Source organism: Clostridium zeae (assembly GCF_017312485.1).
In the GTDB taxonomy this organism is placed as follows: domain Bacteria; phylum Bacillota; class Clostridia; order Clostridiales; family Clostridiaceae; genus Clostridium_AR; species Clostridium_AR zeae.
On sequence record NZ_BMBA01000005.1, the window covers coordinates 74,719 to 100,260 of the forward strand.

Sequence of the window (25,542 nt, forward strand, 5' to 3'; positions counted from 1 at the left end):
CTAATTAGCCCCCTATGGTCTATATAAAGTTTTCAAGGAGGAATTTATGATGCAAACACCAACTCCACATATTGGAGCTAAATTAGGAGAAATTGCAAAAACAGTATTAATGCCAGGTGATCCGCTAAGAGCAAAGTTTATAGCGGAGAATTTTTTAGAAGATGTGGTACAGTTTAATTCAGTTAGAAATATGCTAGGATACACAGGAACTTATAAGGGAAAGCGTGTATCTGTGATGGGTGGAGGCATGGGTATGCCATCTATCGGAATTTACTCATATGAACTATTTAATTTTTACGATGTAGATAACATAATACGTATCGGAACTGCAGGAAGCTTAAGTGAAGATGTGAAGTTACGTGATGTAGTTATAGCATTAGGGGCATCTACTAATTCAAATTATGCATCACAGTACTGCTTGCCAGGAACTTTTGCACCTATTGCTAGTTTTGATTTGGTTAGCTCTGCAGTTGAGGTTGCAAAGGAAAGAGACATAAATGCTGTTGTAGGAAATATATTATCATCTGATACTTTCTACTGTGCAGATAAGACAGCATTAGATAAGTGGATAAGTATGGGGATATTAGCAGTAGAAATGGAGGCGGCTGCATTATATATGAATGCTGCAGAGGCTAAGAAAAATGCATTATGTTTGCTTACAATTTCGGACAGGCCTCTAACTGGTGAATCACTTTCAGCAGAAGATAGACAACTAAGCTTTACAGATATGATGGAAATTGCACTTGAAATAGCAAAATAATATATTAGTTTATTTTAGGAGGATAAAATTATGAAAAAGGTTATTGCAGTAGTAATGTCAGCGGTTGTTATTATGGGTACAATGGTTGGATGTGGAAACAGTAAGAGTGCTGGAAGTACTGGTGAAGAGAAGAAGGCAGCTACAAACTATAATGTTGCGATGGTAACAGATACTGGTGGGGTAAGCGATCAATCTTTCAATCAATCTTCATGGGAAGGTTTACAGGAGCTTTCAAAGAAAACAGGTGAGAAGGTAAGTTATTTAGAGTCAAAGCAAGAAACAGATTATGTTACTAACCTAGACAAGCTTGCAGATTCAGAGAACAAGTTAATTTGGGGTATTGGATTTGCAATGTCTGATGCAATATTAAATGCCGCAAAAACAAATAAAGATATAAACTATGCTATCGTAGATAATTCTTATGGTGATAAAACACCAGACAACGTAACAGGAGTTACTTTTAGAGCTGAAGAGCCTTCATTTATTGTAGGTTACATAGCAGGAAGAACTACTAAGACAAATAGAGTAGGATTTATAGGTGGTATAAAGAGTCCGGTAATAGATCAATTCCAATATGGATATCAAGCTGGAGTGCTTTATGCAGCAAAAGAATTAGGAAGAACTATTAATGTAGATGTTCAATACGCTGAGAGTTTTTCAGATGCTTCAAAGGGAAAAGCTATAGCTAACAAAATGTTCTCTGCAGGTTGTGATATTGTATTCCACGCAGCTGGTGGTACAGGGGTAGGTTTAATTGATGCAGCTAAGGAAGCTGGCAAGTTTGCAATTGGTGTTGACCGTGATCAAGCGTATCTAGCTCCTGATAACGTTTTAACTTCAGCTTTAAAGTTAGTTAACATCGCTGTTGAAAAGGTTTCCGAGCAAGCTATAAGTGGAAAGAAGATTGGTGGAACTACTTATACTTATGGATTAAAAGAAGGTGCAGTTGGAATTCCTGCTGAAAATAAAAATGTAAAAAAAGAAGTTTATGATGCTGCAATGAAATTAGAAGATAAAATCAAAGATGGCTCAATAGTTGTTCCATCTGATGAAAAGACTTACAACGAATTCAATAAATAATACTAAATATTAAACTTACAAAAGTTTATTTAAGCTTATGTTTAAAGTCAAATCTTTGCTGGCAGTTTAAGTTTGCTGCTAGCAAAGCATCTGACTAGAGGAGGAGTTAGTATGGAAATCAGCGAACAATATGCAGTTCAGATGAGTGGCATTACAAAGATGTTTGGTACGTTTTGTGCGTTGGATGATATAAGTTTGAATGTTAAAAAAGGTACAATTCATGCGTTATTAGGAGAAAATGGAGCAGGAAAAAGTACACTAATGAATGTACTTTATGGTTTATACAAGGCTGAAAAGGGTGAAACTTATATCAATGGTAAAAAGGTAAATATAAAGAATCCTGGTATAGCAATTGAAAACGGTATTGGAATGGTTCATCAACATTTCATGCTGGTTGATAATTTTACTGTGACAGAAAATATAGCTTTAGGTAGTGAAATCACTAATAAATTTGGTGTGACAAATATGAAAAAGGCACGAAAGCAGATATTAGATATAATTGATCAATATGGACTAGAAGTAGATCCTGATGCAAAAATCGAAGATATCTCTGTTGGGATGCAACAGCGTGTAGAGATATTAAAGGCATTATATCGTGGAGCAGATTTACTAATACTAGATGAACCCACAGCGGTATTAACACCTCAGGAAATACAAGATTTAATAAAGATTATGCATAATCTTATATCAGATGGAAAGACGATCATTATAATAACACATAAGCTAAAAGAAATAAAAGAATCATCAGATGTTTGTACAATTATACGTAGAGGAAAATATGTGGATACAGTTAATGTTAATGAGGTTAGTAGAGAGGATCTTGCAACTATGATGGTAGGTCATGAAGTCAATTTAGTTGTTGATAAAACCGTTGCAAAACCTCAAGAGGTAGTATTTGAAATAAATGATTTAACTGTTAAGGACGAGAGAAAATTAAATGTAGTTAAAGGTTTATCACTTAAAGTGCGTAAAGGTGAAATTGTTGGTATCGCCGGTATTGATGGAAACGGACAAAAAGAATTAGTTGAGGCTATAACATGTCTTACTAAAACTGAAAGCGGTACCATTAAAATAAATGGACAAGAAATACAAAATACAACTCCAGAAAATGTTATCAAACACAAAATTTCCACCATTCATGAAGATAGACAAAAACGCGGGCTTGTATTGGATTTTACTGTGGCTGAGAATATGGTTATTGAGAAATATAAGAGTAAGCCATTTTGTAAAAATGGTTTCTTAGATAAAAACAAAATTGTAGAGCATACAAAAAGACTCATTAAGGAATATGATGTTAGACCTGATAATTGTGAGTTGTTACCGGTTAGAGGGCTATCAGGAGGAAATCAACAAAAGCTAATAATAGCGAGAGAAGTAGCTAATAATCCAGATTTACTCATTGCTGTGCAGCCAACTCGTGGTATGGATGTAGGAGCAATTGAATATGTACACAAAACCTTAATCAATGAAAGAGATAAGGGGAAGGCAGTACTCCTAATTTCTTTAGAACTTGATGAAGTTATGAATGTTTCAGACACTATAGCGGTAATTTATGATGGAGCTATCGTTGAGTCCTTTAAACAAGGAGAAGTGGATGAAAATACAATTGGTTTGCTAATGGCGGGAGGTAAACGAGATGAAAACCGTAGTCAAAATACTTAAAAAGCCAGTTACATCAACATTTATTGCAATACTAATTGGATTTATTGTGGCTGCAGTAATACTTGGTATTGCAGGGTATAATCCAGCAGATGCATTTGGAGCACTTTTTAAAGGAGTTTTTTCCAAACCTAAATATATATCAAACACTATTATTAAGTCTACCCCTATTATATTAACTGGTTTGAGTGTTGCTTTTGCATTTAAAACTGGGTTATTTAATATTGGAGCTGAAGGTCAGTATATTGTAGGAACAATTGCAGCAACAATAGTTGGTATTAAACTTAACTTACCAGCAATAGTGCAAGTTCCTGTTATAATTCTTGCCGGTGTAATTGCAGGAGCATTATATGGAGGAATTGTAGGACTCTTAAAAGCAAGGTTTGGAATACACGAAGTTATAACAAGCATAATGTTAAACTGGATAGCTCTTTATTTGTCTAATTTTATAGTTGGATTAGATGCCTTCCACCAACCAAATTCTACTGGTACTTATATAATAAATAAATCTGGTTTTACAACTTTACTAGAGAATTGGAAAAATTCAGATGCAGGAATAGAAGTTTTATCAAAGCATAAGTGGCTTTCTGAAATCATGCTAAAAACTGATGTGAATATTGGAATTATAGTAGCTATTATAGCAGCTATAGCAATATGGGCATTGCTATACAAGTCCTCTAAGGGATATGAACTTCGTGCTGTTGGGTCAAACAAGTATGCAGCAGAATTTGCTGGTATAAATGTTAATAAGAATGTTATTCAAGCAATGTTAGTTGCAGGTGCCATTGCAGGACTTGCAGGAGCCTTAGCTATTACTGGAGTTGCTCCTCACAAGATATCAACTATGGCTGCTTTTGAAAATAATGGCTTTAATGGTATGTCGGTAGCTCTAATAGCTGGAAGTTCACCTATTGGGTGCATATTTGCAGGATTACTTTTCAGCGGATTACTTTACGGAGGACAAGCGGTGCAGTCTGCTATAGGAGCTCCATCAGAGATAATTAATATTATGATGGGTACAATTGTTTTCTTTGTAGCATTGACAAAGATAGTACCTGCTTTGGCTGATAGACTTTTAAAACGAGGTGAGACAAATGTTAAGTAGCATCTTACTATTAATAGGAATTACGCTTATGTATTCAGCACCATTGATTTTTGGAGCCCTAGGGGGAGTAATTTCTGAACGTGCTGGAGTTGTAAACATTGGTATAGAAGGAATGATGGTCATAGGTGCTTTTGCAGGTGCTGGAGTAGGATATTTCTCAGGAAATCCATGGCTTGGATTTCTTACTGCAGGGATAGCTGGTGGAATAATTGCCTTAATGCATGCAGTAGCAGCAATAACCTTTAAAGCGGATCAAACAATTTCGGGTATTGCTATAAATTTAATTGGACCAGGTCTCGCATTATTCTTATGTAGATTGTTTTTTAAAGGTGCGGCTATGACGCCTCCAGTTGATAACAAATTACCTAAGATATTTGGAGAAAATGTGTCTAATAGCATATTAAAAAGTTTAAATGTAGACAGTACTGTTGTTTTGGCATTAATTCTAACAGTAGTTTTATGGTTTGTTCTTTATAAAACGAAATGGGGACTACATATTCGTTCTGTCGGAGAAAAGCCAGCAGCAGCAGATACTATGGGAATTAATGTTACGAAGGTTAGATATATATGCGTAATACTTTCAGGTGTTTTAGCTGGATTTGGGGGAGCAGCAATGACCTTAGCTATTATTCCTCAATTTACACAAACAGCTATTAGTGGTCAAGGATTTATAGCCTTAGCTGCAGTTATATTCGGAAAATGGACTCCTCAGGGAGCATATGGAGCTTGTTTATTATTTGGATTTTCTCAAGCCTTAACTGTTATGTTGGGCGGTGGAAAGATAGTGATTCCTTCTGAGATTCTTGCAATGCTTCCATATATTTTAACTATTATAGTTTTAATTCTTTTTGTAGGAAAATCAGTTGCACCTAAAGCAGATGGAGTACCTTATGAAAAGGGAGCTCGTTAAAAAATAAAAATAAAAAGGAGATAGATAATATGAGATTTTTCTTAGATACAGCAAACGTAGAACATATTAAACAAGCTAATAAAATGGGAGTAATCTGTGGTGTTACCACAAATCCATCATTAATAGCCAAAGAAGGAAGAGACTTTAACGAAGTTATAAAGGAAATAACAGAGATAGTAGATGGACCTATAAGTGGTGAAGTTGTAAGTGAAGACGCTGAAGGAATGATAAAAGAAGGCAGAGAAATAGCTGCAATTCATAAAAACATGATAGTAAAAATTCCGATGACAGCAGAAGGTTTGGCGGCAACTAAAGTTTTAGCAAGTGAAGGAATAAAAACAAATGTAACTTTAATATTTTCAGCAACACAAGCTCTACTTGCGGCTAATGCAGGTGCAACTTATGTAAGTCCGTTTTTGGGTAGATTAGATGATATATCAATGGATGGAATGGAGCTAGTAAGAGATATAGCAGAAATTTTCGAAATTCATGGTATAGAAACAGAGATAATAGCAGCTAGCGTAAGAAATTCAATTCATGTTATACAAGCGGCAAAGGCTGGGGCTCATATCGCTACAGTTCCTCATAGCTTAGTAATGCAAATGATAAAACATCCATTAACAGATCAAGGATTAGAGAAATTTAAAGCAGACTGGGCGGCAGCCTTTGGAAAGTAGAGATAAAGTTAACCTAAGCAAATTTAAGGAGAGATATGCATGAACATAGCTAAATATATAGATCATACAATACTAAAGCCACAGGCGACAGTTGAAGAGGTAAAGAAGCTTTGCATGGAAGCTAGAGAATACAATTTTGCATCTGTTTGTGTAAATGGATGTCATACAAAACTAGTAAGTAATGAACTTGCTGGAAGTGATGTGAAGACTTGTGTTGTAGTCGGTTTTCCATTAGGCGCAATAACTAAAGAAGCTAAGGGTTTTGAGACTGTTGATGCAATAAAAAATGGCGCAGATGAAATAGATATGGTTATAAATATTGGAGCATTGAAGGATAAAAATTATGCTCTAGTAAAGGAAGATATAGAAGCGGTAGTAAGTGCTGCAAAAGGAAAGGCTATAGTAAAAGTCATAATTGAAACCTGTTTATTAACTGAAGAAGAAAAGATAAAGGCTTGTGAAATATCAAAGGATGCTAAGGCTGATTTCGTTAAAACCTCAACGGGCTTTTCAACTGGAGGAGCTACGGCTGAAGATATCGCTTTGATGAGAAAAACTGTAGGTGAAGACCTAGGAGTAAAGGCATCAGGCGGGGTTAGAGATTATAAAACTGCTGTAGATATGATAAATTCAGGAGCAAGTAGAATAGGGTCTAGTAACAGTATTGCTATAGTAAATGAAAGTAAATCCCTTTAAATTTATAATGTGATGTGAGGAAATATATGAGTAGAGAGTTAGATAAATTATCAATTAATGCAATAAGAGTGTTGTCAGCAGATGCGATCGAAAAATCAAAATCTGGTCATCCTGGGTTACCGCTTGGCGCTGCTAGTATGGCGTACACTCTTTGGACTAAAATGAATCATAATGGAAAAAATCCTAATTGGGATGATAGAGATAGGTTCATATTATCAGCAGGACATGGTTCAATGCTAGAATATTCCTTATTACATTTATTTGGATATGGAATAACTATTGAAGATATAAAAAACTTCAGACAAATAGGAAGTTTAACGCCAGGACATCCTGAGTATGGTCACACTAAAGGGGTTGAAATTACAACTGGCCCTCTTGGACAAGGTATATGTAATGCAGTAGGGATGGCCATAGCAGAAGCTCATCTTGCAGAAAAGTTTAATAAGACAGGCTATAATGTAGTTGACCATTACACCTATGCTATAGTTGGAGATGGATGTCTTATGGAGGGAATTTCAGGAGAGGCATCGTCACTTGCAGGAACATTAGGTCTTGGTAAGTTAGTTGTGTTGTATGATTCGAACAATATCTCAATTGAAGGAGATACTGACATAGCATTTAGGGAAGATGTGGCTAAGAGATATGATTCTTTTGGATGGCAGGTATTAAAGATTGCAGATGGAAATGATATAGATGCAATAGAAAGAGCAATAGAAGAGGCAAAAGCTGAAATATCAAAACCAACAATTATAATTGTTAAAAATCAAATTGGATTTGGATGCCCAGCAAAACAAGGAAAAGCATCAGCTCACGGGGAACCTCTAGGTACTGAAAATGTTGCAGCCATGAAAGAAAATCTTGGCTGGAAGATAGAACCTGCATTCTATGTGCCTGATGAAGTTTATGCAAATATGAATAACTTCATAGAAAATGGTGTATCAAAGGAAACAGCTTGGAATAAACTATTCAATGAATATTCTAAAGCTTATCCAGAACTTGCTGAAGAATATAGTAAGTGGATGAAGAGTGAAATTGATAAAGAAGCTTTATTAAATAACGGTGACTTCTGGAACTTTGATAAGGAAATGGCTACAAGAGATGCTTCAGGAATAGTTATAAATAGATTAGCAAATATTATACCTAATTTTATAGGAGGATCAGCTGATTTAGCACCTTCGAACAAAACATATATGGCTAGTAAAGGAGATTTCTCAGCAGAAAATAGAGGTGGAAGAAACCTTCACTTTGGAGTTAGAGAACATGCTATGGCTGCTATAGCTAACGGCATGTACGCTCATGGAGGGCTAAAAGTATTCTGTGCAACCTTCTTTGTATTTAGTGATTATATGAAGGGTGCTATGAGATTATCATCATTAATGAATCTTCCAATAGCTTATGTATTGACTCATGACAGTATTGGAGTAGGAGAAGATGGACCAACACATCAACCTATTGAACAGCTAGCAGCTTTAAGAAGTATGCCAAATATGACAGTGTTTAGACCAGCTGATTCAAGGGAAACAGCTGCAGCCTGGTATTATGCTGTAACTAATGGTTCTACACCAACATCATTAGTTTTAACAAGACAAAAATTGCCTCTATACGATGGATGCGCAAAAAGAGCACTGAAGGGTGGATATATTCTTAAGGATTCTAAGAAGGAAACACCAGATGTACTTCTTATGGCATCAGGTTCAGAGGTAGAACTGATTTATAAAGCAGCTGAAGAGCTAGAGGCTAAAGGAATAGACGCAAGAGTTATAAGTATGCCAAGCTTTGAGCTGTTTGAGGCACAGGATAAGGCTTATAAGGAATCGGTAATGCCAAATAAAGTTCGTGCCAGAGTAGCGGTTGAAGCCTTGACGTCTTTTGGTTGGCATAAATATGTAGGTCTTGATGGAGAAATAATATCCTTAGATACTTTTGGAGCATCAGGAAATGCAGAAACTTTATTCAAACAATTTGGGTTTACGGTTGACAATGTTGTAAATAGTGCTACTAATGTAATTAAAAATATGGAAATTTAAAATCAGATAAAAATTACTAATACTTTACCATTATAAATAAAATAATCATTAACATAATTTCTGATAATGGAAGTTGTTTCTAATAATAAATAGTTAGTTTGTGTAAGTAAATATATTTTAAATCTAGACTAGATATGATTTAAAGGGTCAATAGCTAAATTTATGTGAATAAAAATTAGTTATTGACCCTATCTGGTTAGAAGTCTATTTATTAAAAATACACTTTGTTATTGTTTGGTCTTCTCCTCTGCTGAAACATTTACTGCAGGATATGCATTTTGCCGGCAATCTATCTCCATTATTCCATCTATTGATTAAATCAGATTCTCTTATTAGAGGTCTGCTTAATGAAAGGTATTCAATTGAAGTTTCATTTATTATATCTGTTAATTTATCAAAATTTCTGTTACCTCCAACAGAGATTAGAGGTATATTGAGTTCTTTTGCAATTACTTCTGAGAATTGTTTAAAATAGGATTCATTTTCTGGTTTTATATTTCGTATAACGCCTTCTCCAAGTCTAGATGAAGGACTTCCTCCGCTTATTTCAATAGCATCTATTCCAGCTTTCTCAAGTGACTTACACACGTTTAGACACTCTTCTAAAGACAATCCTTGATCCATAAAATCATCGCAGTTAATTTTGATTAAAACAGGGAACTCTTTACCAACAGATTCTCTTATTTTTTGATAAGTCTCAATAATTGCCCTTGCTCTATTTTCAGGGGAACCACCATATTCATCTTTTCTACGATTATAATATGGGTTTAAAAATTTGCTTAGAAGGTATCCGTGAGCCACATGCATTTGTACACCGTCAAAGCCTGCTTTTTTAGCTCTAAGAGCGCCTTTAGCAAAAGCATTCTCCATATTATATATATCTTCCTTTGTCATTTCCATTGGAATAGCTTTGTAATATAAATCCTCTACTGCACTTGGTCCCCAAGCTATTCCGTTTTCAATACTAGGATTTTGTATTCCTGTGCAGACCAATTGAAGAATTATATTTGCAGCATACTTATGAACTCTATTAGTTAGCTCTATATATTCATCAATGTAAGAATCATTAGAAATACTCATCTGTCCTGGTAATAAACTTTCAAAATCACTTACTCTTGTCAGTCCAGTAATGATAGTTCCAACGCCTCCCTTTGCAAGATTTTCATAAATTTTAAGTAATTCTTCAGTTGCATGTCCTTCTTTATCTGCTGCTTTATCATTTGTTGCAGAACGAACAAATCTGTTTTTTAAAGTTAATCCTGCAAATTGTGTTTGATCAAATAATGTTTTCATTATAAGCTCTCCTTAATATTAATTAAATTTTTTATTTATTATGGATGATCATAATTAAGGATCCACTCATCTTAAGATATACTTGTTCGATAGACATAGTTTATGGTGATTATCTTGTATGAATAATTTAATAATTGAGTTAGGAATCCTATAAATCATCTTGATAAAAGTTTACTTTAAAAATATAATCATGTAAAATGATTATATTAGATTGGTTTAATCATTAATAGTGATATATATTATGGAGGTTACTTATGGATAGTAATGATTTGAAGATATTTCGAGCAGTTGCAGCAGAAGGAAACATAACAAAGGCAGCTCAAACCTTAGGATATGTACAGTCAAATGTTACAGCTAGAGTTCAGCATCTTGAAACTGAATTTGGAGTACCGCTGTTTTATAGACAAAGAGGTATGGTGCTAACTGCTGAAGGAGAAAAGTTGTTGCCTTATGCAGAGCAAATATTGCACTTATTTGAAGAAGCAGCTAAAGTAATGAACAAATCTTCTGAACCATCTGGACGTTTGGCAATTGGATCAACTCATCTTACTTATTCAATTAATATACCAGAGATTTTTTCAGAGTATCATAAAAAGTATCCAGAGGTGAATTTATCTTTAATAACTGCAAAGACAGAAGACCTTATAACAAGGATTCTAAACTTTCAATTAGATGGCGCCTTTGTGAAGGCCTCTGTGCTTGAAGAAAAGAATTTCATAAGTGAACTTGTCTACAAAGAAAAGCTTGTACTTATAGCTTCTCCTGAAATTAATGACTTACAGCAACTATACAAATTACCTTTTTTACTTAATTCAGTTGGCTGTGTAAATAGGGAAATGCTTATGAGATATTTTAATTCTCAAGGAATAAGAGACCTCACATATATAGAATTTAATAGTCTTGATGCTAGTATTAATGGAGTAATTTCTGGGCTTGGAGCTGCTTTTGTACCAGAAGCTTCTATTATAAGATATGAAAAGGCAGGACTTTTACGTTCTTTTTCAGTTCCAGAGGAATACAGCCTTGTTTACACATACTTTATAAGGAACAAAAATGGTGTGGTTACAAGTGCATTTTCAGAATTCGTTAGAATGATTAAAGAAAGTAATGATGTGAATTTTATAAGAGAGGATAAAATATAATTACTTTAATATTCAAGGATGTGGGATAAAGATAGTTTCACGGTTAATAACAATCATATTGATATAGAATGATAGTACAAATAATCGCTTAATTTTGTTGTTTATCAACAAACTTAAGTAGCAATCATTTCGATGTATTGAATTATACTTGAGATTATATAATAGATATTAATAAGAAGGAGAAGCCTTGTATGACAGGCGTTTTCCTCCTTTTTAATATTTATTTCTATAATTACTATGTGTAGATTTTTTCATTAGTTATATATATTTATGCACCACTTCGCAATAAAACTTATTATTTTTAAATTCTCTCACCAGAAGCCGTGAGAGTTTTAAAAATAGATTTCGGTTCGAAGTGGTACATCTATAGATAAACCACTTCATTATAAAATTTATATTTTCAGATTGAAGTGGTACATCTTTAAAAAACCTTGATGATAAAAACTATTTAGGAAAATTAATTTTGAGATATGCATTTCTTAGGGCAAGCGTATTGACAAGCTCCACAGTCAACACATGCAGATTCATTGATTAATCTCTTTTTATCATCTTCCTGTGTTATACATCCAACAATGCATACTCTTTGGCAAGTTCCACAACCAACACAATCTGATTTATTAATTCTTCTAGGCATAGTTTTCTCCTTTTATTAAAGTGTTTGTTTACAAGAATTAACTGTTATTTCTAATACTCTTGTTAAGAATGAGTATTTTTCATTCATCATCTTGAAGTGCTCTCCATCTTTTAAGTATTTAGCCGTTCCTTCAAGTAAAAATCCGGTTCCCATATAGTTATAGCCAATTACTTCTTTACTACCAAGAGTTAATTTAACCTCAGGGTTAGAATTTATATTTTCTTCTGTTTTAAGCATAGCTGCTGCAGGAATCAAAATTTTATTTCCCTCTACGATAACTAAATAACTATTCCATGTATTAGCAACATGAGCCTTATTATTTGCGCAACTTACAATAGAAACTACACCTTCATGATTTAGTACTTCAAGAAATTTTTCTGTAAACATATTATATTCCTCCTAAAATTATGGATAAGATTTATCGTCGACAACTATTGTCTAGAATTATAATATAATTTTTCTTTGGGGTTGTCAATAAAAATGTTTTCTAAAAAAGTATATATTTACTGTTGAAGCTATATCTTGAATGAGAATAAATAATAGGCTATTATTAAGAGAAGGTCACAAGATGTTTAAAGGAGTATGAAAGAAATGAAATTTTCAATTGGAGTAGAATATGCGCTACATTGTTTATTATATATGGTAAAACTAGAAGAAGGTAAATCTGTGGGTATACGGGATTTAGCTACGTTTCAAGGGGTTTCAGAAACGTATTTATCAAAGGTATATGCGAAATTGAGCAAGTCGGGAATTATAAAATCTATACCAGGTGTAAAAGGTGGGTATGCTTTAGCTCGTAATGCAGAAGAGATAACATTTTGGAATGTTGTTGAAGCAGTAGAAGGAAGCGAACCATTCTTTCAATGTGCAGAAGTTAGGCAAAATAATATATTATTAGATAAGGATAACTTGCCAGATTCACATACGAAATGTCCTTGTCTAATAAAGGTTGTAATGTTAGACGCAGAAGCAGAAATGAGAAGACACCTAAATAGTAAGACATTAGCATGGTTATATGATGAGGTATATAATAAAAAACTTCCTAAGGACGTAGAAATAGCAACATTTGAATGGTTTAATAATAGCAAAAAGTAATAAATTAGCGAAATATTTTACAATACATAATAGCCTAAATCATCAAATATGGTGGTTTAGGCTATAAAATTTCAACTATTTTATGAATTTATTACTTGTGGAGATAATCTAGATGTCCATATCATTATAGTTTTATATTATTAACTTCTTTTAAGATAGTCTCAAGTTTTTCCACAGATTCTATTCTGTCGTTACATTTCTCACTGTCTAGGCATACAGTAAAGCCTATTGATTTGTATCCACCTTCTGCTGCATTAGATGTTTTACAGATAGGTGAAACAAAGGTTACTTCATTTTCTACGTGTATGCAATTGCACAAGGAACATATATTAGCCTTTTTAGAGTCGGTGCTTGTCATCCTGCAAGACATACCTATAACTTTATCATCCATATTGTAGACTACAAATAACTTGTTACTGGCCTTATCAATCCAACCTAGGTAGACATTTTTTGAATTTTCTTGGTTTAAGTCTGGAAGTTTAAGTTTCTTTTCTTTTTTAAACAATTTGCTAATTTGTGCATTTGTGATTACAGGCATACCATATACATATTCATCTAAATTATATAAATAATTATTTATATAAGATGGATCTGTTATATTATTAAGGCTAAGCAGTTCTCTTTCTTCTTCTGCCAAATTGGCAAAAAGGTTGAAGATTTTATCCTGTGTATAGGCCTTAAAGGCATCAATGACATTGCTATCTGAACAAGTTTTGTAAGTATTGCTTAAGTCATTTAAGCATCTTTTTATATAATTATATTGATGTTTCTCTATAAAAGCTTTCATAAAATTCAGTGCCTCTCTTCAAAATATATTATTTTCATCATTATCGTAAGTAAATATGATATCAGTTAAGGTTTATATTAGATTAAATAGATAACCTTCATTAGGTTTTTACAATAAAATAATAGCATGGTTTAAAATAAGGGCTCAATCTAATTAATATTTCTGTAATGATTATGAGCATAGAAAATTCTCTATAACTATTTTTATTGTATAGTACCTGACAATAAAGGATAAATATACACAAGGTATAATATAAAGATAGGGGATATTCTTCCTAGAAAAGTATAAGATTCTAATTGAGAATCTCATAAAAAAACTGTATAATATAAATGTAATTTATTAAAATAATTAGATGTAATTATGTATGAAAGGTGTAAACAGTATGATTTACAAACATGAATTGGGATTAAGGAACACTCCTTGCGAAGGCCATAAAAACTAAATCGGCTATGCTTTGCTTGGAGATTAATTTGTTAAAATAGCTGATGTTGAATTTTGTGGTCTTGTTAAGTTCTTTTTGATTTTCATTAAAGAGCTTTAATTAGCGTTCAATTATTCAGCATTAGGCGATTTAATAGATAATTTCATACATTTATTCCTTTATATTAAGAATAAAACTGTTGCAAACATAGCTTTGTAACAGTTTTTTTGGTCTTTGCTTCAACAAAAAATAAATTTTTGGAGGAGTAAAGATATGAAATATAGTAATGCATACAATGTTTTACCAGATGATATAGTAAAAATTATTCAAGAATATGTGAATGGAGAATATTTATATATACCGAGAAGAGAAGAAGAGCAAAAGAAGTGGGGAGAGAATAGCGGTTCAAGAAGTACTTTAAAAGTAAGAAATGAAGAAATTTATCAGAAATATATAAGTGGTATGGCAATTTTGGATTTAGCTAAGGAATATTATCTTTCAGATAAAAGTATAAGAAGAATTATTGGTCAACAAAGGAAAAATGTGGTTAAGACTAATACAGAATGATAAAGAAGGTTAAAAGGTCTATAGCTTGATTTGATAAAACCAAAATGGCTACAGACCTTTATTTTAAATAATATACAAAACAATATATAGTATTAAAGTTAATAGTGTTTCATTAAAAATTATAAAACTAAAAAGACTCTAGCATTTTTTTCTAAAAGAAAGTCATAAGTATCTTTAAAGCCCATATAAGATAAAGCTATTAATAATGGATACACTGGGTATATATATCTGGATTTTATTTCCCATAATATATAGAATGCGATAAATCCTAATATCACTAAAACTAAGAGTACTTCGTCATATCTTTTAATTTTCATTGAATTTATTAATCTAATGAGGATAAAGCAATACATTAAAAAATTCATTACATACAATACTAAAAGCAAGGAGCTTCTGTATAGGGAATCACCTTTAAATAAGTCTGTTGCAAAAGTGGTATAGCTATAACCGCTGATCATACTCATTCTTTGACTTTTATTTGTAGTTCCGTCATCACCAATTCCGTATCTATCAATTTGATAGGTTCCTTCCGTCCAAGTCCATACAATCTTTTTATAATACATGGTTATTAAATCACCAAAGGTTGCATTGGATAATTTATCTTCAATTGATTGTTTATATAACTGGATACTTTCTTCTTTGTTATAACCAGCTTGTTGTTGATATATATTGTAACTTTGAAAATTGTCCCAAAAACCAAACCTGTCCATGTTAATTCCCATGTTTAGCCACATATATACCGGTGTAGAATTTATAGTAATGGATTCACTAACTTTATTTGCTAATTGAAGAGCTATATTTTGAGTCCAATTCGGTATGTTAAATAGTGAAATTACTATCAATAGGGCTGTTGCAACTTTTTTAAGGCCTATTTTCTTTAAACTCAGTAAAATATAGATAATTGCAGCTATGAGATAAAGTACCCCTATTCCTCTGAAGTAGTTACCCATAGATAAAAGTACAGAGGAAATGATGATGTGTTTAATGTTTTTTTCTTTTACAAATCTAATGATAAAATATATAGCACTAGTTAATAGAGCTGTTCCTATAATGTCATTGTATATAAAATTACTCATTAGCAATGCTGGTATATAAGTAGCACCAAATACTAAAATACCATAGTCATTTTCTTTTGATTTATAATTAATTTGTTTATATATTAAGTAAATCATTAAAGTCGTAACAAGAGTAAATAATATATTAAATATCTTTATAACAAGATAATTATCTGGAAATATAGCTAATAAAGCTTTTAAGTACAATACAATGGAGTAGTTAAATGGGAACATATAAAGATACCCACCAGCTTGAAATGAAGAATAATCATTGTTATACAGCATGTTTAAAGCTAATGAAACCACTGTTTGAGAATCAGCTGTAGGTAAAACTGTAAATGCAAATATAATACCTAATTGAACAAGAAAGGATAGTAGTAAGGTAACTGGAATTACTATTTTTTTACTATACCTATTGAGTTTTAAGCACAGTTTATATAATGCTATATTCAGTAGAACTAGTACTGTTATAACTAAAATAAAAACACCAATATTCTGCCTTTCTAAAATAGGGTTATCGCCATATACAGAAAAACTATATTTTGCTCTAATAAAAAATGAAGATATTATGAATATTCCTATAAAGAAAGTAAGTATTAAATATAATCCTTTTTTAAAAAACACTGTCATAATTAAGCCTCCTTTTAGATATTAACTATATACAGTATAAGCTGAATACCTTAAATAAAGCTTAAAGAATATATTAAAAATATACTTTTTTTATTTATTCACAAATACTATAGCTACAACTTATAGTATAAGTATAAACAGAGTGGTTGGTAATTAATTACTATTAACAAATTTAAAGATATAGTTTATAATGAATGATATGAGAATTATTATCATTTGAAAGATAGATAAGCATTTCAATCCATAAAAGGAGGTTGGGTTTTGTAGGTGATAAAAGAATTATCTGGTTTAATTATATTAGTAATGACTATAATATCAGGTTTGTTATATTCTTCTTTAATAGAATATTGTCTTCATAGGTTTCTGCTTCATAATTCTTATGAGCAAGAACATGTGAAAGTTCATCATAAAGTATTTCATGGAATAGATTCTTATGAACTTGAAGTGGTAAATAAGGAGACCGTTTTATCAAGCTTATGTGAAATTTTAAGAAATATAGCACTGTACCTTCCAGTAGCTATTGTAATATTTATGAGAAATAAGTTTCTTGGAATTTTGTTTCTTATAGTATGTATAATTTACAATATGTGGGAGGAATTTGCTCATTATTATTTTCATAAAAAGAACAAGAAGCTATTTGTATTTAAACTTAAAATGTTCAAGCGGTTAAAGGAGCATCATAGGATTCATCATTATATGTATAGATATAATTTTGGGATTGGAACTAGCTTCTGGGATGTTATATTTAGAACTATAAAAAAAGTATAGATAAAGATATAAGAACTATTTTAAAGACTCTGTTAGTTGCTAATAAGAGTCTTTAAAAATATAAATGATAGTACTAAGTGGTACCTCTATATACTAACACAGAAAGATATTTAGAAAATCAAAAAGAAGGAGAAGTCTATGATTAGTAGGACTTTCCTTCTTTTTGATTAAAGTTAATTTCTTATTAGGTAATCGAATGCTCCTAGAGCTGCATTTGCACCTGAGCCCATGGAAATAATTATCTGTTTATAAGCACTGTTTGTGCAATCACCTGCGGCAAAGATTCCAGGTATGTTTGTAGCACCATGATTATCAACAATTATCTCACCTATTCGGTTACGTTCAATTGTATCACCTAACCAATCTGTATTTGGTACAAGACCGATTTGAACAAATACTCCTTGTAACTCAACATGTTTAATTTCTTGAGTATCACGGTCAATATAAGTAATACCATTTACCTTATCAGTACCAGTGATTTCTTTTGTTTGAGCATTTTTTATAACAGTTATATTTTTTAAGCTATAAAGGCGCTCTTGAAGTACAGCATCAGCTTTTAGTTCTGGCAGAAATTCTAAAACAGTTACGTGGTTTACAACTCCTGCAAGATCAATGGCTGCTTCTATACCAGAATTGCCTCCTCCGATTACTGCCACATGTTTTCCTTTAAATAAAGGAGCGTCACAATGAGGGCAATATGCTACACCTTTTGTTTTGAACTCATTTTCTCCAGGAACATTAACATTTCGCCAACGAGCACCTGTTGAAATTATGACAGCCTTACTTTTTAAAACAGCACCATTTTCAAGTTCTACTTCTATTAAATCCTTTTTTGTCAATCCCTTTACTCGCTGTAAGTTCATGATATCAACATCATATTCCTTTACATGCTCTTCAAGGCTTGCTGCAAGCTTAGGGCCTTCAGTATATTTTACACTTATAAAGTTTTCAATTCCAACAGTATCCATTACCTGACCGCCAAAACGTTCAGCAACAATCCCTGTACGGATTCCTTTACGTGCTGCGTAAATGGCTGCACTTGCTCCTGCTGGACCACCTCCAATGACAAGAACATCATAAGGTTCTTTATTACTGAATTCTGATGGATCTTGAGTCGTACCAAGCTTTGCAAGAATCTCTTCTACAGTCATACGTCCACTGCCAAAGAATTCACCATTTAAGAAAACTGATGGAACAGCCATTATATTTTTGCTTTCAACTTCCTCTTTGAAAGCCGCGCCATCAATCATTGTATGAGTAATGTTAGGATTAAGAATACTCATTAAGTTTAAGGACTGAACCACTTCTGGACAGTTGTGGCAGGTTAAACTAATATAAGATTCAAAATTGAATTGTCCTTTAAGATTTTTAATTTGATCAATTATTTTTTTGTCGACCTTTGGCGGTCTTCCACTAACTTGTAGCAAAGCTAACACCAATGAAGTAAACTCATGACCTAAAGGAATACCAGCGAAGGTTACTCCTGTATCTTCACCAACACGATTGACACTAAAGCTAGGTGTTTTTGATAATGCTGCTCTCTCTACATTAATTTTTGGTGACATAGCTGCTAGTTCATCTACTAATGAAATCATATCATTTGATATATTATCAGATCCTGCACTGATTTTAATAAGGACATTGTCCTCCATCAATTGAAGATATTGTGCTAATTGTCCTTTAATATCGGAATCAAGCATAATAAGCTTCTCCTTAGATCTTTCCTACAAGATCAAGACTTGGTTTAAGTGTTTCAGAACCTTCTTTCCATTTAGCAGGACAAACTTCACCAGGATTATTTCTAACGTATTGAGCAGCTTTTATCTTATTAACAAGAATGCTTGCATCACGACCTATACCACCAGCGTTTATCTCAACAGCTTGAATCACACCGTCTGGATCTATTATAAAAGTACCACGATCAGCTAAACCGTCTGCTTCGATTAATACATCAAAGTTACGTGATATAGTATGAGAAGGGTCGCCTATCATAGTATAAGTAATTTTCTTGATAGTATCTGAAGTGTCGTGCCATGCTTTGTGAGTAAAATGAGTATCAGTTGAAACTGAATATACCTCAACTCCTAGTGATTTTAAAGTTGCATAGTTGTCTTGCAAGTCCTCTAGTTCAGTTGGACATACGAATGTAAAGTCCGCAGGGTAGAAACAAACTACACTCCACTTTCCCTTGAAATCTGCTTCGGTAAGGTCTAAAAATTTACCGTTTTGATAAGCTGATGCTTTGAATGGTTTTACTTCTGTTCCTATTAGTGACATAATAAAAATACCTCCTAAATTTGGTTTTATAATTAAATTAGATTTACATACTTGTTGTAGTTTTTATTAAGTAATAGTAATTATTACTTAATCTTAATTATAAAACTAAAGAATTATTTGTCAATAGTTTTGTATGAATTTTTTTTATTTATTCCATTAACTATTTAACGCTAGGTTAGTATGCCCATTAATGAATAACTAACCAATGAAATAATATATTTAGGGGTATGTTATAAAAGATAAATTTTTATAAAGATTTTTTCTATTATATATTGTTTATAATTAAAGATATAAAGTTCGGGTTATGTTTAAGAGTATTGTTGAAATTAATTGGTTATACAGGAGACGCTATATGAGCGAGCTATTAGAATTAAATGATTTTTTCAGATGGAATGGCGTTAAAAAACTGTACTGTTCGAACGTAGTGAGTTTACAGTTTTAGCCATGGAATATGAAAAGATCATATTAATTCTTTGCGTAGCTCATTAAAGCGACGGATGATTAACCAATTAATTTCAACACAGTGCTATAACATCACCAAAGTATAAATATAGAAAATTTTAAATAAGGAATTTGCATATAGATATTATTTCTACATGACAGAGAATAAGTCTTTTTATATAATAGTAAGGTACTAAAAATTTTGAAGAGGGGTTAAAGTATACCATGAAAAAAATAAATGAAATTTTTAGTGACTATGAAACAAGTGGTAACATAAATACTGCTATTGTAGAATCGGTAGTCTTAAGTAAAAAAAGTAAACGGCTAGAGATGAAAATCAGCTCAGATAAATATATTGAAGTAAATGAATTCGAAAGACTTAATAAATTTATAAAGAAAAGATTCTCTTTAAATGATTCTATAATTTCTGTTAAGTATGCTGATGGAACGGATAAAAAGCCTATAGAACAGGAAATTAGAAATATTATTCTTCTTATGGCAGATAAACATCCTATGCTGAAGACAATTATAAATAACAGTGAATACAATGTGGATGATAAGACAATAAACTTTGATTTTAAAATTGCAGCATCAGGCTTTTTAAAAGCTATGAGTTATGATAAGCAGCTTCGTGAGGCTATAAAATCTCTTTACGGTACTACATATAATATAAAGTTTGTTGATAAGGTAAATAATGAAGAGTTGATTCTTCATGAGGAAGCACGTGAAAAAGAAATGCTTGCTGCTATAAAGCAAATTAAAACTGAGCAAAGCAATAATGCACCTAAGGAAGCTCCAGTTAAAAAAGAGGAAGTAAAGGAAGAATCCGATGGTAAGAAAGGCGATCCATTTGTAATCTTAGGAAGAAGCTCTAAGATTAAGGATACTGTTATAAAGATTACCGATATTACACCTGATGAAGGAAGAATAGCTTTAGAAGGTGAGATATCTAATATAGAAGCTAAAGAATTGAGGAGCGGAAAGACACTAGTCTCCTTTGATTTATACGATGGGTCCAGTTCTATGACCTGTAAGTCTTTCTTAAAGCCAGGAGAATATGATATTGTGCTATCAAGACTTAAAAAGGCTAAGGGTGTTAGACTGGTTGGAAGTGCAAGTTTTAGTAAGTTCTCTGGCGAAGTTGAGATGATTGCTAATATTATAATAGAAACTCAAGGTATTAAAAGAGCAAAGAGAATGGATAATGCAGAGGTCAAGAGAGTAGAACTTCATATGCATACGCAGATGAGCCAAATGGATGCTATGAACAGTGCTACTGATCTTATAAAAAGAGCCATGAGTTGGGGAATGAAGTCAATTGCCATAACAGATCATGGAGTGGTGCAGGCTTTTCCTGAAGCTCATAAGCTTTTAGGAAGAAATAATCCTGACATGAAGGTGTTATATGGAGTAGAGGCGTATCTTGCACCTGATAAAAAGCCATCTGTAACAAATCCAAAGGGACAGAATATTGATACCACTTATTGTGTGTTAGATCTAGAAACTACAGGTTTTTCACCAGTAACTGAAAAAATCACTGAAATAGGAGTAATGAAGTATCAAGGTGGTAAGGTAATAGACCAGTTCAGCTGCTTTGTAAATCCAGAAAAACCAATTCCTGAAAGGGTTATTGAGGTTACTAATATAACTGATGATATGGTAAAGGATGCGGAAACCATAGAGAAGGTTTTTCCTAAGTTATTAGAGTTTATTGAGGGAAGTGTTTTGGTAGCTCATAATGCTGGATTTGATGTAGGTTTCCTAAAGCATAATGCAAAAGTGTTAGGATATGATTTTGATTTCACATATTTAGATACCTTATCTCTTGCTCAGGCGCTTTTCCCAGAGTATAAGAGTTATAAACTAGGAAGAATTGCCAAGAATCTTGGCATAAAGGTAGAAGTTGCCCACAGAGCATTGGATGATGTAGATACAACCGTTAAGGTTTTTGAAGTAATGCTTGAGATGCTAAGGGAAAGAGGTGCAACCACTATTGAGGATGTAGACTTATATGGTTCTGATGAAGAATCTAAAAAAGAAGAGTATAAAAAGCTTAGAACACATCATGCAATAATATTTGCAAAAGATTATGTAGGCTTAAAGAATTTATATAGGCTTGTATCTTACTCTAGCTTAGATTATTTTTATAAAAAACCTCGTATATTAAAAAGCATGTACAAAAAGTATTCCGAAGGATTAATTATTGGAAGTGCCTGCAGTGATGGGGAATTGTATCAAGCAATACTGCTTGGAAAATCTGATGAGGAAATTGAAGCAATTGCAGAAGACTATGACTATTTAGAAATTCAGCCTTTAGGAAACAATGACTATTTGGTGAGAAATGGTCAGGTACCTAATAGAGATTATCTAAAGGAAATAAATAGAAAGATTGTAGCTCTTGGTGAAAAGCTTAATAAACTTGTAGTAGCTACAGGGGATGTTCATTTTATGGATCCTGAGGATGAGATATATAGACGTATACTTGAAGCAGGGCAGGGATTTAAGGATGCAGATGAGCAAGCACCACTATACTTGAGAACAACTGATGAGATGCTTAAGGAATTTGACTATTTAGGAAAAGTAAAGGCTTATGAAGTAGTAGTTACAAATACTAATAAGATAGCTGATATGTGTGACCCAATAAGCCCAATATCTCCAGATAAAGCAACTCCTCATATAGATGGTTGTGAGCAGACTATAAAGGACATTACTTATGGAAAGGCTAATGAACTATATGGAGATCCCCTTCCTGGGCTTGTACAGGAGAGACTAGAAAAAGAGTTGGATTCTATTATTAAAAATGGATTCTCAGTTATGTATATAATTGCTCAAAAACTAGTTTGGAAATCCAATGAAGATGGATATTTGGTTGGTTCCAGAGGGTCTGTAGGTTCTTCCGTTGTTGCGTACATGACTGGTATAACTGAAGTAAATGCGCTGCCACCTCACTACAGGTGTCCAAAGTGCAAGTATTCAGATTTTGAGGATCATGGCTTTAAGAACGGCTTCGACTTACCAGATAAAAATTGTCCTGTTTGTGGAGAAGAGCTCGCTAAGGATGGAATAGATATTCCTTTTGAAACTTTCCTTGGTTTTAATGGAGATAAAGAACCTGATATTGACTTAAACTTTTCGGGGGAATACCAGGCTAAAGCACATAAATACACTGAGGTTATCTTTGGAAAAGGAACAACCTTTAAAGCTGGAACGATTGGTACTATAGCTGAGAAGACAGCCTTTGGATATGTAAAGAAGTATTTTGATGAAAAGAACATGACAATAAGTAAGGCCGAAATAATGAGAATATCAAAAGGATGTACAGGGATAAAGAGAACCTCAGGGCAGCATCCAGGAGGAATTATCGTTGTGCCTAAGGGAAGAGAGATTTTTGAGTTCTGCCCAGTTCAGCATCCTGCTGATGATCCGAATTCTGATATTATAACAACACACTTTGATTATCACTCTATTGACCAGAATCTATTGAAGTTAGATATACTTGGGCACGATGATCCAACAGTTATAAGAATGCTTCAAGACATAACGGGAGTAGATCCAAAGACTATACCTATGGATGAGAAGAAAACTATGTCTATATTCTCATCTACTGAAGCTTTAGGAGTAACACCACAGCAGATAAATTCTAAGGTAGGAACCTTTGGTATTCCTGAGTTTGGTACTAAGTTCGTACGAGGAATGCTTTTAGATACTATGCCAAAAGCTTTCACAGATTTAATCTGTATATCAGGACTATCCCATGGTACTGATGTATGGCTTGGAAACGCTAAGGATTTAATTGATCAAGGAGTAGTAACCTTAAGTGAAGCCGTATGTACAAGAGATGATATCATGATTTACCTTATTAAAAAAGGGCTTCCTCCAAACACTGCCTTTAAGATAATGGAAACAGTGCGTAAGGGTAAGGCATTAAAGGATTCAAAGTGGCCAGAATATGAAGCACTAATGAGGGAATGTCAAGTTCCTGAGTGGTATATAGATTCTTGTAGAAAGATAAAATACATGTTCCCTAAGGCCCATGCAGCAGCATATGTAATGATGGCTTTCAGAATAGCTTGGTTTAAAGTTCATATACCTAAAGCCTACTATGCAGCATTCTTTACTATCAGAGCAAAAGCTTTTGATGCAGAATTTATGACTTTTGGAAAAGAAAAAGTTAAAGCTAAGATGAAGGAAATTGAAATGCAAGGAATTCAGGCTGCACCTAAAGATAAAGATATGTATGATGATTTGGAATTGGTTTTGGAGATGTATGAGAGAGGTCTTAAGTTTCTACCAATTGATTTATATAAGTCTCACTCTACAAACTTTCTTGTAGAAGAGGAGGGAATAAGACCTCCGATAAATAGTATCTCGGGCATGGGAAATGTAGCAGCAGAAGGAATATACAATGCAGTACAAGAGGCGATAAAAGAAGATACACCAATAAACTCTATAGAAGATTTAAAAAAACGTGCTAAAATAGGAAATTCGGCTGTAGATTCGCTTAGAAAGTTTGGCTGTTTAAATGGTCTTCCTGAAAAAGATCAGTTGAGCTTTTTTGATTTAATATAATAAATGAAAATTTAAGATATAATAAGTAAAAGAGGTCTCAGGGTTTTCCTGAGGCCTTCATTATATTTTGGAAAGTAGTATTAGAGAAGAGCTATTTAGCAAAATGCTACTGTATATCAAAGGTTACTTTACCTGTATCCATATGATATTTGCCTCCAATTGCATTTACCTTTTTTTCGGTAGTTAACTTTTGAATAACTGGGCTTTTCTTAATCAAATTTATAGAATTTCTTATATTTTCATCAATTGTTAGGTTATAAACTTCGTCTGCATTTTGACTCTTATTTTTAATTTTATCATAAGATGGTTTTATTTGATTTATAATGGCTGTAATGTTTTCAGATGTTGTACCACCTTCAATTGCAGCTTTTACTGCACCACACTTTTCATGACCTAAAACAATTACTAATGGAGCACCTAGATGTTCAGCTCCATATTCTATACTTCCTAATGCAATAGGATCAATTACATTTCCTGCATTTCTAACAACAAATAAATCCCCTAGTCCTTGGTCAAATACTAATTCAGGTGGAACTCTAGAGTCTGAACAGCTTAACACAACTGCAAAAGGTTTCTGACCATCAGTAGATAGTTCTTTACGTCTTGCATTGCTTATATCATGTGTCAGTGTCTTATTATCAACATATCTTTTATTGCCATCCATCAAAAGTTGCTTTGCCTGATCTATAGTAACAATGTCGGGCCTTGTGTACATTTGAGAATCAGAAGTTTTATTTTCAAACGTTGTTTTACTTGCAACATTATTAATTGATGAAAGATTATCATTTCTAGCATTTGTACAGCCTGTAAGTAAAAAAGTTGCTATAAGAATATTAGCAGTTATTAATGTAAAGATATTAGATGCTTTTTTTAGCATTCATGAAACCTCCTAATTATGATTTTGTCTTTAATACAAATCGTTCATATTTTTTCTTATAATTAGGATTTT

General features: G+C 32.8%; 21 protein-coding genes. 13 read left to right on the forward strand and 8 right to left on the reverse strand.

All coding sequences use genetic code 11. From position 1 onward, the window contains the following. The first annotated feature begins 46 nt into the window (after nt 1-46). The 8 genes from deoD to tkt all read left to right on the forward strand — a co-directional run bounded on the left by deoD (nt 47) and on the right by tkt (nt 8,914). Complete coding sequence (gene deoD, locus J3477_RS19575; RefSeq protein WP_206871616.1) at nt 47-760, forward strand: purine-nucleoside phosphorylase; 714 nt, start codon at nt 47-49, stop codon at nt 758-760. 30 nt (nt 761-790) lie between these two features. Continuing rightward, nucleotides 791-1,840, forward strand: a complete 1,050-nt coding sequence (locus J3477_RS19580) for a BMP family lipoprotein (protein WP_206871617.1) — start codon at nt 791-793, stop codon at nt 1,838-1,840. A 111-nt stretch (nt 1,841-1,951) separates the two neighbouring features. After that, entirely contained in the window at nt 1,952-3,502 is a 1,551-nt protein-coding gene (locus J3477_RS19585) for an ABC transporter ATP-binding protein (protein WP_206871618.1), read from the forward strand. After that, nucleotides 3,477-4,604 carry an ABC transporter permease gene (locus J3477_RS19590; RefSeq protein ID WP_206871619.1) on the forward strand — a complete coding sequence of 376 codons (1,128 nt, stop codon included), beginning with the start codon at nt 3,477-3,479 and terminating at the stop codon, nt 4,602-4,604. Before J3477_RS19585 ends, J3477_RS19590 begins: the two co-directional genes overlap by 26 nt. After that, nucleotides 4,594-5,514: an ABC transporter permease gene (locus J3477_RS19595; protein ID WP_206871620.1), complete on the forward strand. Its 921-nt coding sequence runs from the start codon at nt 4,594-4,596 to the stop codon at nt 5,512-5,514. Before J3477_RS19590 ends, J3477_RS19595 begins: the two co-directional genes overlap by 11 nt. Before the next feature lie 29 nt (nt 5,515-5,543). Next, nucleotides 5,544-6,191: a fructose-6-phosphate aldolase gene (gene fsa, locus J3477_RS19600; RefSeq protein ID WP_206871621.1), complete on the forward strand. Its 648-nt coding sequence runs from the start codon at nt 5,544-5,546 to the stop codon at nt 6,189-6,191. Between the two features lie 39 nt (nt 6,192-6,230). Beyond that, entirely contained in the window at nt 6,231-6,887 is a 657-nt protein-coding gene (deoC, locus tag J3477_RS19605) for a deoxyribose-phosphate aldolase (RefSeq protein WP_206871622.1), read from the forward strand. 26 nt (nt 6,888-6,913) lie between these two features. Beyond that, nucleotides 6,914-8,914: a transketolase gene (gene tkt / locus J3477_RS19610; protein ID WP_206871623.1), complete on the forward strand. Its 2,001-nt coding sequence runs from the start codon at nt 6,914-6,916 to the stop codon at nt 8,912-8,914. A 204-nt stretch (nt 8,915-9,118) separates the two neighbouring features. On the opposite strand, the gene J3477_RS19615 is transcribed toward tkt, so the two are convergent. After that, entirely contained in the window at nt 9,119-10,207 is a 1,089-nt protein-coding gene (locus tag J3477_RS19615; protein WP_206871624.1) for an NADH:flavin oxidoreductase, read from the reverse strand. Between the two features lie 254 nt (nt 10,208-10,461). Between J3477_RS19615 and J3477_RS19620 the strand changes: the two genes are divergently transcribed. Continuing rightward, nucleotides 10,462-11,349 carry a LysR family transcriptional regulator gene (locus tag J3477_RS19620; RefSeq protein ID WP_206871625.1) on the forward strand — a complete coding sequence of 296 codons (888 nt, stop codon included), beginning with the start codon at nt 10,462-10,464 and terminating at the stop codon, nt 11,347-11,349. A 457-nt stretch (nt 11,350-11,806) separates the two neighbouring features. Here the strand turns inward: J3477_RS19620 and J3477_RS19625 are convergent, their stop codons facing one another. Both J3477_RS19625 and J3477_RS19630 read right to left on the reverse strand, forming a co-directional pair. Continuing rightward, nucleotides 11,807-11,983, reverse strand: coding sequence for a 4Fe-4S binding protein (locus J3477_RS19625; RefSeq protein WP_206871626.1), 177 nt, complete (start codon nt 11,981-11,983; stop codon nt 11,807-11,809). A gap of 15 nt (nt 11,984-11,998) precedes the next feature. Next, on the reverse strand, nt 11,999-12,370 hold the full coding sequence (locus J3477_RS19630) for a pyridoxamine 5'-phosphate oxidase family protein (RefSeq protein ID WP_206871627.1): 372 nt from the start codon (nt 12,368-12,370) through the stop codon (nt 11,999-12,001). A 204-nt stretch (nt 12,371-12,574) separates the two neighbouring features. Here J3477_RS19630 and J3477_RS19635 point away from each other — a divergent pair, with 204 nt between their 5' ends. After that, nucleotides 12,575-13,078, forward strand: coding sequence for an Rrf2 family transcriptional regulator (locus tag J3477_RS19635; RefSeq protein WP_206871628.1), 504 nt, complete (start codon nt 12,575-12,577; stop codon nt 13,076-13,078). A gap of 124 nt (nt 13,079-13,202) precedes the next feature. On the opposite strand, the gene J3477_RS19640 is transcribed toward J3477_RS19635, so the two are convergent. Next, entirely contained in the window at nt 13,203-13,865 is a 663-nt protein-coding gene (locus tag J3477_RS19640; RefSeq protein ID WP_206871629.1) for a FusB/FusC family EF-G-binding protein, read from the reverse strand. Between the two features lie 694 nt (nt 13,866-14,559). Between J3477_RS19640 and J3477_RS19645 the strand changes: the two genes are divergently transcribed. Then, the gene (locus J3477_RS19645; protein WP_206871630.1) at nt 14,560-14,853 is read left to right on the forward strand and encodes a CD3324 family protein; all 294 of its coding nucleotides are present in this window, start codon (nt 14,560-14,562) and stop codon (nt 14,851-14,853) included. Nucleotides 14,854-14,972: 119 nt separating this feature from the next. Here J3477_RS19645 and J3477_RS19650 read toward each other — a convergent pair whose 3' ends face one another. Continuing rightward, entirely contained in the window at nt 14,973-16,538 is a 1,566-nt protein-coding gene (locus tag J3477_RS19650) for a glycosyltransferase family 39 protein (RefSeq protein WP_206871631.1), read from the reverse strand. Nucleotides 16,539-16,805: 267 nt separating this feature from the next. Here J3477_RS19650 and J3477_RS19655 point away from each other — a divergent pair, with 267 nt between their 5' ends. Beyond that, a complete protein-coding gene (locus J3477_RS19655) occupies nt 16,806-17,306 on the forward strand; it encodes a sterol desaturase family protein (protein WP_206871632.1) in 501 nt (166 codons plus the stop codon). Between the two features lie 173 nt (nt 17,307-17,479). Here J3477_RS19655 and ahpF read toward each other — a convergent pair whose 3' ends face one another. Next, nucleotides 17,480-19,009 carry an alkyl hydroperoxide reductase subunit F gene (gene ahpF / locus J3477_RS19660; RefSeq protein WP_284692016.1) on the reverse strand — a complete coding sequence of 510 codons (1,530 nt, stop codon included), beginning with the start codon at nt 19,007-19,009 and terminating at the stop codon, nt 17,480-17,482. A 10-nt stretch (nt 19,010-19,019) separates the two neighbouring features. Further along, nucleotides 19,020-19,583: an alkyl hydroperoxide reductase subunit C gene (ahpC, locus tag J3477_RS19665; protein WP_206871634.1), complete on the reverse strand. Its 564-nt coding sequence runs from the start codon at nt 19,581-19,583 to the stop codon at nt 19,020-19,022. 666 nt (nt 19,584-20,249) lie between these two features. Between ahpC and polC the strand changes: the two genes are divergently transcribed. Next, nucleotides 20,250-24,593 carry a DNA polymerase III subunit alpha gene (gene polC / locus J3477_RS19670; protein WP_206871635.1) on the forward strand — a complete coding sequence of 1,448 codons (4,344 nt, stop codon included), beginning with the start codon at nt 20,250-20,252 and terminating at the stop codon, nt 24,591-24,593. Nucleotides 24,594-24,699: 106 nt separating this feature from the next. On the opposite strand, the gene J3477_RS19675 is transcribed toward polC, so the two are convergent. Next, entirely contained in the window at nt 24,700-25,470 is a 771-nt protein-coding gene (locus tag J3477_RS19675) for a carbonic anhydrase (protein WP_284692013.1), read from the reverse strand. Nucleotides 25,471-25,542: the final 72 nt, after the last annotated feature.